Source organism: Methylorubrum podarium (assembly GCF_040270385.1).
In the GTDB taxonomy this organism is placed as follows: domain Bacteria; phylum Pseudomonadota; class Alphaproteobacteria; order Rhizobiales; family Beijerinckiaceae; genus Methylobacterium; species Methylobacterium podarium.
Window position 1 is genome coordinate 13,996 of sequence record NZ_JBELQE010000114.1, and the last position, 13,086, is coordinate 27,081.

Annotated in this window: 10 protein-coding genes and 1 tRNA gene; 8 read left to right on the forward strand and 3 right to left on the reverse strand. The window is 70.1% G+C overall.

All coding sequences use genetic code 11. The features are described from left to right. Position 1 precedes the first annotated feature (1 nt). Complete coding sequence (locus ABS772_RS21810; protein WP_350396844.1) at positions 2 to 3,184, forward strand: efflux RND transporter permease subunit; 3,183 nt, start codon at positions 2 to 4, stop codon at positions 3,182 to 3,184. Positions 3,185 to 3,472: 288 nt separating this feature from the next. Here ABS772_RS21810 and ABS772_RS21815 read toward each other — a convergent pair whose 3' ends face one another. After that, positions 3,473 to 3,724, reverse strand: a complete 252-nt coding sequence (locus ABS772_RS21815) for a hypothetical protein (RefSeq protein WP_238257280.1) — start codon at positions 3,722 to 3,724, stop codon at positions 3,473 to 3,475. A 97-nt stretch (positions 3,725 to 3,821) separates the two neighbouring features. Here ABS772_RS21815 and ABS772_RS21820 point away from each other — a divergent pair, with 97 nt between their 5' ends. Further along, entirely contained in the window at positions 3,822 to 4,772 is a 951-nt protein-coding gene (locus ABS772_RS21820; protein WP_350396845.1) for a LysR family transcriptional regulator, read from the forward strand. Between the two features lie 50 nt (positions 4,773 to 4,822). Here ABS772_RS21820 and ABS772_RS21825 read toward each other — a convergent pair whose 3' ends face one another. Both ABS772_RS21825 and ABS772_RS21830 read right to left on the reverse strand, forming a co-directional pair. Next, positions 4,823 to 6,550: a flagellin gene (locus ABS772_RS21825; RefSeq protein ID WP_456238271.1), complete on the reverse strand. Its 1,728-nt coding sequence runs from the start codon at positions 6,548 to 6,550 to the stop codon at positions 4,823 to 4,825. Between the two features lie 467 nt (positions 6,551 to 7,017). After that, a tRNA-Pro gene (locus tag ABS772_RS21830) sits at positions 7,018 to 7,094 on the reverse strand. Between the two features lie 332 nt (positions 7,095 to 7,426). On the opposite strand from ABS772_RS21830, the gene ABS772_RS21835 reads away from it, so the two are divergent. The 6 genes from ABS772_RS21835 (at position 7,427) to ABS772_RS21860 (ending at position 13,071) form a co-directional block, all read left to right on the forward strand. After that, positions 7,427 to 8,158: an autoinducer binding domain-containing protein gene (locus ABS772_RS21835; protein ID WP_238255884.1), complete on the forward strand. Its 732-nt coding sequence runs from the start codon at positions 7,427 to 7,429 to the stop codon at positions 8,156 to 8,158. A 531-nt stretch (positions 8,159 to 8,689) separates the two neighbouring features. After that, positions 8,690 to 9,325, forward strand: a complete 636-nt coding sequence (locus ABS772_RS21840; RefSeq protein ID WP_350396847.1) for an acyl-homoserine-lactone synthase — start codon at positions 8,690 to 8,692, stop codon at positions 9,323 to 9,325. A 77-nt stretch (positions 9,326 to 9,402) separates the two neighbouring features. Then, entirely contained in the window at positions 9,403 to 10,008 is a 606-nt protein-coding gene (locus ABS772_RS21845) for a hypothetical protein (RefSeq protein WP_238255886.1), read from the forward strand. A gap of 49 nt (positions 10,009 to 10,057) precedes the next feature. Continuing rightward, complete coding sequence (locus ABS772_RS21850) at positions 10,058 to 11,419, forward strand: glycosyltransferase family 4 protein (protein ID WP_407943009.1); 1,362 nt, start codon at positions 10,058 to 10,060, stop codon at positions 11,417 to 11,419. Positions 11,420 to 11,482: 63 nt separating this feature from the next. Beyond that, entirely contained in the window at positions 11,483 to 11,806 is a 324-nt protein-coding gene (locus tag ABS772_RS21855; protein WP_350396848.1) for a rhodanese-like domain-containing protein, read from the forward strand. A 119-nt stretch (positions 11,807 to 11,925) separates the two neighbouring features. Then, entirely contained in the window at positions 11,926 to 13,071 is a 1,146-nt protein-coding gene (locus ABS772_RS21860; RefSeq protein ID WP_238255889.1) for an efflux RND transporter periplasmic adaptor subunit, read from the forward strand. Positions 13,072 to 13,086: the final 15 nt, after the last annotated feature.

The following is a 13,086-nucleotide window of genomic DNA, read 5'->3' on the forward strand; positions in this document are numbered from 1 at the left end:
CATGCTCGACCAGCCGCCCGCGCGCGGAACGGCGCGAATCGACGCGCCGCATCCGACATCCGCGACGCCCGCCCCTTCGGGCCTTCAGGCCGCCCTGGTGGCCTTCGCCGTGCGACGGCCCGGCATCGTCCTGGCGCTGGTCCTGGCGCTGTCCGTCTACGGCGTCGTCGCCCTCGGCTCGGCCAAGTACGACGTCTTCCCGGAATTCGCTCCGCCCACGGTGACGGTGCAGACCGAGGCGCCCGGCCTCAACCCCGAACAGGTCGAGGTGCTGGTGACGCAGGCGCTGGAGGTCGCGATCGGCGGCCTGCCGGGGCTGGCGACGATGCGCTCGAACTCGATCCAGGGCCTGTCGGTGATCACCGCCACCTTCGCCTCCGGCAGCGACATCTACCGGGCGCGCCAGCTCGTGAACGAGCGTCTGGCCGCGGTGACGGCGCGGCTGCCGCAGGGCGTGCTGCCGCCGACCATGACGGCGCTGACCTCCTCGACCAGTTCGGTGCTCCTCATCGGCCTGACCTCGTCGACGCGGTCGCTGATGGACCTGCGCACGGTCGCCGACTGGCGCCTGCGCCTGCGCCTGCTCGCGGCCCCCGGCGTCGGCGAGGTGCTGGTCTATGGCGGCGACCTGCGCTCGATCCGCATCCAGGTCCGGCCGCAGGATCTGGTCCGCTTCCGCATCGGCCTCAACGACGTCCTCGCCGCCGGCCGCAAGGCGACGGGCGTGCGCGGGGCGGGCTTCGTCGACACGATCAACCAGCGCATCACCCTGCAGACCGAGGGGCAGTCGCTGACCCCGGAGGCGGTCGCGCGCACGGTGCTCATCAACGAGGGCGGGGCGAGCGTGGTGCTCGGCGACGTCGCCGACGTCGTGGCCGGGCCGGAGCCGGCGATCAGCGCGGCTCTGGTCGACGGCAAGCCCGGCGTGCTGCTGATGGTTGGCGCGCAGTACGGCGCCAACACCCTCGAGGTGACGGCAGGGGTCGAGGCGGCGCTCGCCGAATTGCGGCCCGGCCTGGAGCGCGACGCCATCGCCCTGCGCACCGACCTGTTCCGGCCGGCGAACTTCGTGACGCAGGCCACCAACAACGTCGTCCAGGCGCTCGCGCTCGGCGGCATCCTCGTCGTCGTCGTGCTGTTCGTCTTCCTGGCCGACTGGCGCACGGCGCTGATCAGCGCCACCGCGATCCCGCTCTCGCTGATCGGCGCGGTGCTGGCCCTCGGCCTGTTCGGCCAGAGCCTCAACACCATGACCCTCGGCGGGCTGGCCATCGCCATCGGCGAGGTCGTGGACGACGCGGTGATCGGCGTCGAGAACGTGATGCGCCGCCTGCGCGAGAACCGGGGCGCCGCGGTCCCCCGGCCCGGCGCGCGGGTGGTGCTCGACGCGATCCTGGAGGTGCGCGTCTCGGTCGCCTACGCCACCTTCGCGGTGCTGCTGGTGTTCCTGCCGGTGCTGGCGCTGACCGGCGTGCCCGGCCGGCTGTTCGGGCCGCTGGCGCTCGCCTACATCCTCGCCGTGCTGACCTCGCTCGCCGTGGCGCTGACGGTGACGCCCGCGCTGGCCCGCCTGCTCCTCGCCGGGCGCACGAACCTGCCGACCCGCGAGGCCCCGGTGAGCCGCAGGGTGCGGAGCCTCTATGTCCGCGGGCTCGCCCGGCTCAACCGCCACCCGCGTCTCGTCTGCACCGCCAGCCTCGCCCTGACCCTGGCGGCGGCGCTGCCGGTGCCGTTCTTCGGCGGCGTGTTCCTGCCGGACCTCAAGGAGGGCCACCTCATCCTGCACATGGCCTCGGCGCCGGGCACCTCGCTGCAGGAGACGTTGCGGCTCGGCGAGCGCGTCGCGGCGGGGCTGAAGGCGGTGCCGGGCGTGCGCGCGGTCGCCCAGCAGGTCGGGCGCGCCGAGGCCGGCTACGATCTCGGCGGCACGCATGACAGCGAGATCCATATCGATCTCGAACCGGGCCTCGACGGCGCGGCGCAGGAGCGGGCGGAGGCCGGCATCCGCGCCCTGATGGCGGCGACGCCCGGGGCGAGCTTCTCGCTCAAGACCTTCCTGACCGAGCGCATCGAGGAGGTCGTCTCGGGCTTCACCGCGCCGGTCGTGGTCAGCGTCACCGGCTCGAATCTCGAGCGGATCGAGGCCACCGCCCGCGACGTGGCGCGCGAACTCGCCGAGGTGCGCGGCGCGGCCGACGTCCAGCTCAAATCGCCGCCGGGCCTGCCGCAGATCAATGTGAGCCTGCGCCCGACCGACCTGCGCCACTGGGGCCTCGACGCGATCGAGGTCCTGGAGATCGTGCGCACCGCCTATCAGGGCGACATCGTCGGCCAAGCCTACGAGGGCAACGCCGTGTTCAACGTCGTCGTCGTGCTCGAACCGGCCGTGCGCACGCGCCTCTCGACGCTGGGCAACCTGCCCCTGCGCACGCCGAGCGGAAGCTATATCCGCCTCGCCCAGGTGGCGGACATCTACGAGACCGCCGGCCGCTACGCCGTCGGCCATGTCGGCGCGCAGCGGGTGCGGGTGGTGACGGCGAATGTGGAGGGCCGCGACGTCGCCTCCTTCACCGAGGCGGCGAAGCGGAAGATCGCCCGCGAGGTCGCGCTGCCCTCGGGCATCGATATCGGCTTCGGCGGCGCGGCCGAGACGCAGGCCAAGGCGCGGCGCGAACTCGCGCTCTACACCGGGCTGGCCGGTCTCGGGATCGTGCTGCTGCTCCTCGTCGTGACCGGTTCGCTGACCAACCTCGTCCTCGTCCTCGTCAACCTGCCCTTCGCCTTCGTCGGCGGCGTGCTGGCGGTGGCGCTCAGCGGCGCGGTGATCTCGCTCGGGTCGATCGTCGGATTCGTGACGCTGTTCGGCATCTCGCTGCGCAACACCATCATGATGATCGCCCACTACGAGCACATGGTGCTGGCGGAAGGCCGTCCCTGGACCGAAGCGGCCGCCATCGAGGGGGCGGCCGACCGCCTCGTGCCGATCCTGATGACGTCCCTCGTCACCGGCCTCGGCCTGCTGCCCCTGGCGCTCGGGGCGGGCGAGCCCGGCCGCGAGATCGAGGGGCCGATGGCGCTCGTCATCCTCGGCGGGCTCGCGACCTCGACGGTGCTCAACCTCGCCGTGCTGCCGATGCTGGCGCTGCGGTTCGCCCGGTTCAAGCCGGCGGAACGGGCACTGTGATCGTCGGTCTCAGCGCCAGTATCACTTCACTCTTCAACACCGAGCCGGTGCGATGCCACGGTTTTCCAGTCCTTCCCCTCATCCTGAGGTGCGGAGCGAAGCGGAGCCTCGAAGGAGGGCTCCAGGGATCGCGCGACCTCTGGAGCCCTCCTTCGAGGCTGCTTCGCAGCACCTCAGGATGAGGGGAGTTGATCGGATCAGCCCGTCAAACAGGCCCTCAAAAATGCCTCCGGCGCCATACGGCGCCGGAGGATCGTGCAGCCCGGCCGTGCGTCCCACGGGACCGGCTCAGAAGGCGGCCTGCCGGGTCCTCACCTGATCCGAGGGCGTGTCGATCCACTGGACCGAGCCGGGGAGGGCGAAGCCGCCCTGGCGGTGGACCGAGAGATCGCTGGTCGCCAGACCCTGGGTCTCCAGGGCGAGCGCGCCGACCGTCTTGACGTTGTGGACGCCGCCGACTTCGTCGGCGCGGGCGGAGGCCGTCGCGAGAGCGGTGAGGGCCAGCGCGGCGGTGGTGAGCGAGAGAAATGTCTTGGACATTGAGATCAGCCTCGTTTTTCGGCGGCGGGCTCCCCGTCGCTTCGTGAGACTGTATGTGCTGGACCGACGCCCATGAATCAAATGGATCGATTTCATAATGCGCATCGATCACGTGCATCTCGGTCGCCTCGATCTCAACCTGCTCGTCGCCCTCGACGCGCTTCTGACGGAGCGCAGCGTGACGCGGGCGGCGGGACGGATCGGCATCAGCCAGTCGGCGATGAGCCATGCCCTGGGACGGCTGCGCGCCGCCTTCTCGGATGAGTTGCTGACGCGCGCGCCCGACGGGATGCGGCCGACGCCGCGGGCGCTGGCGCTGATGGCGCCGGTGCAGGCAGCGCTGTCTCAGATCCAGGAGATCACGCGGCCGCCGGACGCGTTCGATCCGGCCACGGCCGACCTCACCTTCTCCCTCGGCATCCCGGATTCGACCGAGGTGCTGCTGATGCCGACGCTCATCGCGCATCTGCAGGCGGTGGCGCCGGGCGTGAAGCTCCTGCTGCACACGGTCGATCGGCACCGCATCCTCGACGATCTCGACACGGGGCGGGTCGATCTCGGCATCGGCGTGTTCGAGCAGGGCCAGACGCACCACAAGCGCCGGATCCTCAACAAGGAGAGCTACCTCTGCATCTTCAACGCCGAGCTCGTCGGGGTGAGCGCGCCGATCTCGCTCGACGACTACGTGCGGCTTCCCCACCTGCTGACCAGCCTCGTGGAGAGCGCCCACGGCGTCGTGGACGACGCCCTGGCCAAGATCGGCCGCAAGCGCGTCATCGCCCTGACCTCACCCCGATTCTCGGTGATGCCCTTCGTGGTGCGGCAGGCGCCGGTCATCGCCACGATGCACGCGCGGCTCGCGCGCTTCTTCGCCGACAGCATGGGCCTGACCGTGAGCCCGGCGCCGATCGCGCTGCCGGACGTCTCCATCTCGATGATCTGGCACGCCTCGAACGACACCGTGCCGAGCCAGCGCTGGCTGCGGGAGACGATCGTGAAGCTGCGCCGGTCCGACCTCCGGCCGGAGGCTGTCGGCCCTCAGACCTAAGACGTCGTGATCGGGGGAGTTTCCGTCCGCTCCTCGACGGCTCCGTCGTCTTACGGCCGGAAGAGGGAGAGCACGGGCTGGCTCGAAGCGTTGGCGATCGAGAGCGCCTGGACGGCGAGTTGCTGCTGCGTCTGAAGCGCTTTCAGCCTCGTCGATTCCTCCTCGATATCGGCATCGACCAGGATGCCGATCGTGCGGTCATTGGCCTTCATCAGCGTGTCGAGGAAGCTCCGCTGCCCCTCGATCTGCGTGCGGCTCGCGCCGAGGCGTACGCCGGACTCCGTCACGCGGGCGATGGCCCGCTCGACCGTGTCGATCGCCCGGGCAAGGGCCGCGTCCGCGGCGGTGCCGCTGCCGATCGCCGTCAGGTCGATCGTGTCCACGGAGACGCCGCTCGCGGGATCGACCGTATCGAGGAGACCGCGGGCCGCCGCCGTCGCGGCATCGGAGCCGGCGGCCACGCGATGGTCGCTCGCGCCGGCGCCGAAGCCGAGGGTGACGTCGGCGCCGCCCGTGCCCGTCACCGAGACATCGTCGAGATACCACCAGTTGGTATCCTGCCGCGCCTCGAAGGTCAGGACGGAAGTCGGCCCCGTCGCCGTGACTGTGACGTGGTATTCGATGAAGGGCCCGGCCGGGTCGGCCCCGCGGGCGACGACGGTGGCGCCGTTCCAATCCGCCTTGAAGAAGTTGCTGGTCCCGCCGGGATCGTTCTTCAGCCAGAAGCTCAGCAGGTAGGACTGCCCGGGCACCGTCGCGAGGGTCTGCGAGACGGTCGTCGGCGTGCCGCTGGTTCCCATGGCGTAACCGGCCGTCCCGGACCGAGCCGGCGCTCTGACCTGATTCCAGGACGTGTTGGCCCCGACCGTCCAGCCCGCCAAGCCGGCCTCGAAGCCGCCATTCACCGCGAGATCGACACCTGGACCCGACGCGCCGGTCCGGTCGAGGGCGAGGGTCCGGCCCGCGCCCGCTTCCGTCGTCTCGAACCAGAGGCGCCCGGCCTCGTCGAGGCCGGCATGAACGGTGCCGGCGAGATCCGGATCGGCGGCGATCAGGTTGTTGATCGCCCGCACCAGCTCGTCCGGGGTGACCGCCGCGAGGTCGCGGGCTGCCGAGATCATGGTCGCCCCGCTGAGCACGATCGGGCGCGCCGGCGCGCCGTCCACGCTCAGGTCGAAGCGCACGGAGGCGGTGCCGCTCAGGTCCGTCGCGCCGGGGATCGCCTCGCCGGCGGTGATGCGGGCGGGGGTCGCGGGCACGGTGACCTGCGCGGTACCGGCATCGTAGAGGGCGATCGCGCCCGACTCGATCGGGATGCTGGAGGTTCGGACGGCGCCCGACGCGTCGCGGGTGAAGCCGGACACCACCTGCCGGACGCTCCGCCCTCCCGCCGCGGAATCGATGGCGAGCCAGCTCTCGTCCGTCGTGCCGGAGGCGCGCGCGGTGGCCCGCATCCGGTCCTGGATGGCCCCGACCTCGGTCTGGACCTTGGCGCGGTCGACACCCGGCTGCAGCGCCGTCTGAAGCTTGGCGCGCAGGCTCCGCAGGTCGGCGAGCACGGAGGACGTGCCCTGATAAGCCGCGTCGACCGCGGCGGCGCCGAGGCCGAGCGTGTCCCGGATCGCGGAGAGCACCGCGTTGTCGGTGCGCATGGTGGTCGCGATCGACCAGTAGGCGGCGTTGTCGGAGGCGCTGGAGGTGCGCTGCCCCGTGGAAATCCGTCGGCTCGTGATGTCGAGGCTATGAGTGATGCTCTTGAGCGTCGTTAAAGCTGACATCGAAGAGATGTTCGTCAACAGGCTGGTCACGCTCAACCCCGGAACATCCGCCCAAGCAATTCTTGTATTTCTCAAATGACAGATTCATCGCATTTCTGCGAGATCAATTGCCAGTTCCGAGAGTGTAAGTGTCTGCACTTTAAGGACGGTTAATGCGAGACCACGGCAGTGCGATCGGCCACCTGAGATCGAATCGCGATCCAACACGAATGTTCACGATACGCTGCCGGCTGGTGCCGCTTTCAGGCGATGGCCTCTCTCGATCGGCGGCCTGTCGAGGCCGGGCGAGCCGCTGCCGATCGTGCCGCGCGCGAGCCCGCCCGGCACAGTCCGCGGAGCGATGCGGCGCACGCTGCTGCAGAACGAGGGAAGTCGGAAAAATCCGCAGGCCCCTGATCGACCCCGACCGGAACCGGAAAGGGAAAACAACCTTGGCTCTGCTCGCAAACCGGTGCGGCGGCTTGGAATGGTCGGAGTGGCCGGACTTGAACCGACGACCCCCTGTCCCCCAGACAGGTGCGCTACCGGGCTGCGCTACACTCCGAAACCCTTGTCGGGCTCGCGGCTCATAGCCGTCCGTCCCGGGCAGCGCAACCCCTTCCGCTCCCCTTCCGCTCCCCTTGGGCAGCGAAGCGCGCGCCGAACGCCGCCGAGCCGATGATGGGGACGAAAGCGCATCTTTCCCTTGGATTTGACACGGCGCATTGTTCGACCGCACGGCATCCAGCACGACCGCAGGCACGGACGATGCGCCCGCCCTTCGTGGAGGGCACCCCACGGTCCGGAGCGGGACAACCTAAGAGAAAAATTCTGCTGCTCTTCTCAAGCGCGGCTCAGCGATCTATCGTGATGAGAGAGCGATCCTTTTGTCCGGCCATGTCTAGAAAATCACTCGACCTGACGTTGGAAATCCTCAAATCGCTCGACCGAGCGCATTCGCGCGAGGATATCCTGCGGGCCATCATGCCGCGGCTGAACGCCCTCGGCATTGAATACATCATCTCGGCCATGATCCCACTGAAGCGCCTTCCGGCGCGGACGCAGAAGAACTACGTCATCCTTGAGAATACGTCCGACGAGTGGAACCGGCTCTACTTTTCGAAGGGCTACATGTATGCGGATCCGATCGTGCAGACGACCCTGTCCAGCACGACCGGCTTCCACTGGTCCGAGGTCGAGCCCCAGGGCGTGATCGACCCTCGCTCGCGGCAGGTGATGAACGAGGCGGGCGAGTTCGGCCTCAAGGACGGCTTCACCGTGCCGCTCGCCACGCTGGAGGAGGAGCGCGGCGGCCTCACCTTCGCCGGCCGGCAACTCGACATCAGCCCGGGACAGCGCGGGATGCTGACCCTGCTCGCCTCCTACGTGGTCGGGCAGACGCTGCTCATCGACAACGGCCCCAGCGAGCGCCGGATGGGTCTGACCCCGCGCGAGCGCGAGAGCCTGCAATGGGTCGCCGAGGGCAAGACCGATTGGGAGATCGGTGAGCTGATGGGCATCTCCCGGCACGGCGTCGATTTCCACCTCCGCTCCGCCCGGATGAAGCTCGGCTGCGTCTCGCGCACCCAGGCGGTGGCCGAGGGGTTCCGGCGCGGGCTGATCGTGTGACCGGCCGCGGCGCCCGCGGGGCCGGGCCTTCGCGTCAGGAGCGGTGATTCGCCTGAAGCCCGGGCGGCGCCGCGCGCGAGACCCGGCTCGACCGGGACGCCGGACACGATCCAGGGCGAAGCGCACCAGTCCGAGCGGCGGCCGGCGCCTCACGAAAAAGACAATGCAAAATTGAATGTCCGGCGCATCCTCCCCGGTGCGATCACCGGGCTGTCGGCCTGGAGTCGCGCCCTCGTCCGGCGATGCTGACGATCGAGCGCATACAGGGACGATCACGCAGGATTGATCGGCTTCGAGCGTGGGTTCGCGCGAAACTCACCTGTAACCGACAATTTCTGTATTGTTTTCGACATACAATCCAAGATAGAGACCCCGGCGGCGCGGGCCCCGGTATGCTGGCACGAGCGCTCGCATCTCGTCTCCCCTCCCGAACTGCACACAGCTCTTCGAACGAAAACCTACGAGTTCTCGTAGTGCCGCCACACGGCTGAATTTGGGACGAACACCTCAGCTTTCTGAAGAGGTGTTCCGATGATCCACGTCGTGACCGCGGAGAACATGCAGGACTATGCCGGTGCTCTCGATCAAGCCTTCCGCCTGAGACACCGGGTCTTCGTCGAGGAGCTGGGCTGGTCCAACCTCGCCCGTCCCGACCGGCGGGAGATCGACGAGTTCGACGACGAGCACGCCGTCCACCTGCTCGCTCTCGACGAGGACGAGACCGTCATCGGATATTCGCGCCTGCTGCCGACCACCCGGCCGTACCTGCTGCCGATGGTGCTGCCGCAGCTCTGCGAGGGCGCGGCGCCGTCGGGTGCGCATATCGTCGAGTGGGGCCGCATCTGCGTCGCCGAATCGGCGCGCACCTCGGGCCGGCGGCTCAACCCAACGGCCCTGGCCCTGATGACGGCGATCGTCGAGTGGGGCCTGCCGCGGGGAATCACCAGCTTCGTCTCCGAGATGCCGACGAGCTGGATCCTGCGCCTCCTCCAGCTGCATCTGCGCGCCATCCCTCTCGGGCTGCCGCACGAGATCGAGGGCGAGGAGATCGTCGCGGTCGAAGCGGCCTTCGACCGCCGGTCGCTGCGCCAGCTCCAGAACAAGCGCGGCGACATCCGCTCCGTCCTGGCTCCGCCGCGGACCAGCGTCGCCCGCCTCGCCTCCTGAGACGCCGGGCGCCGCGGCCGGCCGCGGCGCCCCAGCACCACCATCAGCCTGACGCATCTCGCGCGGGGAGCAGGACCTTGAAACGCAGACGCAGTGACACCCGGCGCGGGACAGCCCCGGTCTTCGCCCGAACGCTGGCGAAATCCGAGATCGTCGGAACCTGGGAATGGGATCCGGCGACCGGCCATTTCCTCCTCGACGAGGGGGCCGCCGAACGCATGGCGGGCGATGTCCGCCTCGCCGGGCTCCCCCTGCGCAGCGAGCGGGCGACGGCCGGCCTCGGCACGGCGGAGGCCGCCCGCTTCCTCGGCGACGTGGGCCGCGCGGCGGAGCAGGAAGACGACGTCGCGGTCGATCTCTGGGTCGCCTCCGCGACCGGACCCGCGCGCAAGGTCCTGTGCCGCGGCCGGATCCATCGCGATGCGCGGCGACAGCCCGTTCGCGGGGAGGGGACCCTGGTCGAGCGCGCCGATCCCGGCGCCGGGACGCGGAGCTTGCGCGAACTGAAGCGCGCGGCCGCGGCCGAGGCCATCGACGAGGCCGCCGAACTCCTCATCGCGGCCCGCCGGGCGATCGATGCGAGCGGCAAGCCCCGGCTGCGCCAACTCATCGACGTCCTCCTGCTGGAGGTCGGCCGGGAGATCGCGAACCATAGCGGCGCGACCGAGTCGCCGTCTCACTAGATCCAGGTCGGGGAGGGACGCCGGTCGCCAGGGCGACGAATTCCGGTCTATGCAGCGGCCCATGCAAGCCTGCCTCGCCATCGACCTGACCCGCCTCATCACCCGGCTCCGCCACGCCAGCCCCACCGGCATCGACCGGGTCGATCTCGCCTATGCCCGGCACGTCCTGAACCAGGGCGCGGAGGGCACCCGCTTCGGGCTCGTCTCGACGGCACTGGGTCCGCGGGTTCTCGACCGGGCGACGGCGCGCGGCATCGTCGAGGCGGTCGCCGCGGGCTGGGTCGAGGACGTGACCGCCGCCGCAGATCCGGTCTTCCAGGCGCTCGCGGCTTCCCTCGCCGCCGACCCGGCCGCCGACGGCCGCCCGGCGCCGCGGGCGGGCAGGCGCCGGGGGGAGGGGGGGCTCGACCGACGCCGCCTCCAGGCCGAGACCGCCCTGCGGGTGCTGCGCTCCGGCGGCCCCGAGCGGCTGCCCGAGGGCACGATCTACCTGCACACCTCGCATCTGCGGCTCGACCGGCCCGAGCGCTTCGACTGGCTCTACACCCGGCGCGACGTGCGGGCGGTCTTCTTCGTCCACGACCTGATCCCGATCTCCCATCCGGAATACGGCCGGCCGGGGGAGGCCGCGCGCCACGGGCTGCGGATGGAGACCGTCGCGCGCCACGCCGCGCACGTGCTGGTCAATTCGAGCGATGTCGGCGCCCGCTTCACGGACTACGCCCGCCGGCGGGGCCTGGGCGCCAAACCGGTGACGGTGGCCCCGCTCGGCGTCGAGCCCGTCTTCTCGGGCGGCGGCGGCGAGTCGGCCCTGCCGCGGCTCGCACGGCCGACCTTCCTCGTCTGCGGCACCATCGAGCCGCGCAAGAACCACCTGCTTCTACTCAACCTCTGGCGCGATCTCGCCGGACGCCTGGGCGCGGAGACGCCGCGGCTCGTCCTGGTCGGGCGGCGCGGCTGGGAGATCGAGAACGTCGCCGACATGCTCGACCGCTGCGCCGCCATCCGTCCGCATGTCGGCGAGGTGGTCGGCCTGTCCACCCACGGCCTCGCGGCGCTGATGCGCGGCGCCACCGCCCTGCTGATGCCCTCCTTCATCGAAGGCTACGGCCTGCCGGTGGTCGAGGCGGCGGCGAGCGGCCTCCCGGTCGTCGCCTCCGACATCCCGGTCCACCGCGAGATCGGCGGGCGATTCGCCCACCTCCTCGATCCGCTCGACGGATCGGGCTGGCGACAGGCCGTCGAAGCCCTGAGCGAGCCGGGCTCCCGGCTCCGGGCGGCGTTGGCGGACCGCCTCGCCGGTTACGCGCCGCCGGGCTGGGCGGCGCATTTCGAGCGCGTCGATGCGGCGCTCGCCGGCCTGCCGCCGGCCGGCGTGCCGATGTTGCGCCGCGGGGGCGAGAGGACTTAAGAGACTCGCACGCGTTTCGATCCGCCCCTTCGGCGGCGGCCCTCTCTGGAAAGATCGGTTGCGATGAAGGTGGTCGACCTCGACCGCGAGACGGTCAAGCAGGGCTTGGCGGACGGCTCGCTGCTGCTCATCGACGTGCGCGAGGATCACGAATTCGCCCGCGGGCGCATTCCCGGCTCGGTCTCGCACCCGCTCTCGACCTTCGACCCCGCGGCGCTCAAGGCGCTGATCGAGGCCGATGGGCGCCGGCCGGTCTTCTCCTGCGCCTCGGGCGTGCGCTCGATCCACGCCATCGCCGCGGCGCAGCAGAACGGGCTCGACGTCAGCGAGCATTACGCCGGCGCCTTCAAGGATTGGTACGCCGCGGGTGAGCCGGTTGAAGCGTAATTCAGGCACGTCTGCGTTGCAGAGCGTCTGACCGTTCCTTCCAAGACAGACCGTCATGTGCGCGAGCGCACGCCCCACACTCGGTTGCGGGGACTAGGCCGCGCCATGCAGGGAACCGAATGATGCGTAGCCTTAGGCCTCTTCTTCTCGCCACACCGCTGATCGCCTCCGCGCTGCTGGCTGCCGGGCCTGCCGGCGCGCAGATGCCGGGCGCGCCGCCCCCCGGCGTGACCGTCGCCAAGCCGGTGGTGCGGGAGATCGTCGAGCAGGACCAGTATACCGGCCGCTTCGACCCGATCGAGTTCGTCGAGGTGCGCGCCCGGGTGACCGGCTACCTCGACAAGATCATGTTCCAGGACGGCGCGAACGTGAAGAAGGGCGAGGTGCTCTTCGTCATCGACCGCCGGCCCTACAAGGCGGCGCTGGAGCAGGCCCAGGCGGCGCTCACCTCGGCCAAGGCGCGCCTCTCCTTCACCCAGACGGATCTGGAGCGCGCCCAGGTGCTCTCCCGCGGCGGGAACATCTCCGAGCAGGTGACCGACCAGCGCCGTCAGGCATCGCAGACCGCCCAAGCCGACGTGGACAGCGCGGAGGCGGCGCTCCGCAACGCCCAGCTCAACTTCGACTTCACCGAGGTGAAGTCGCCGATCAACGGGCGGATCAGCCAGCGCCTCGTCACCGAGGGCAACATCGTCAGCACCGACCAGACGATCCTGGCCCGGATCGTCTCGCTCGATCCGATCTATTTCGGCTTCACCGTCGATGAGCGCTCGTTCCTGAAGTACCAGGGCTCGCTCGGCATCGGCATGGGGCAGATGCAGCGCGGCAAGGGGGCTCCGGTGCAGATCGCCCTGTCCGGCGAGGAGAAGCCGACCCGCAAGGGGACGCTCGACTTCGTCGACAACCGGGTCGACTTCCAGACCGGCACGATGCTCCTGCGCGCCACCGTCGAGAACCCCGACGGGTTCATCAAGCCGGGCCTGTTCGGCATCGTCGCCATGCCCGCGACCAAGCCCTTCCAGGGCATCCTGATCCCCGACGAGGCGGTCTCGGCCAACCAGGACAAGCGCATCGTCTACGTGCTCGGAGAGGGCGACAAGGTCGCGGCGCGGACCGTGAAGCTCGGACCGATCGTCGACGGCTACCGCGTGGTCCGCGACGGGCTGAAGGGCGACGAGCTCGTGGTCGTCAACGGCGTCGCCAAGGTCCGCCCGGGCGCGCAGGTGAAGCCCGAGACGGTCGAGCTGCCCCCGACGAAGAAGTGAGACCGCGATGATGCC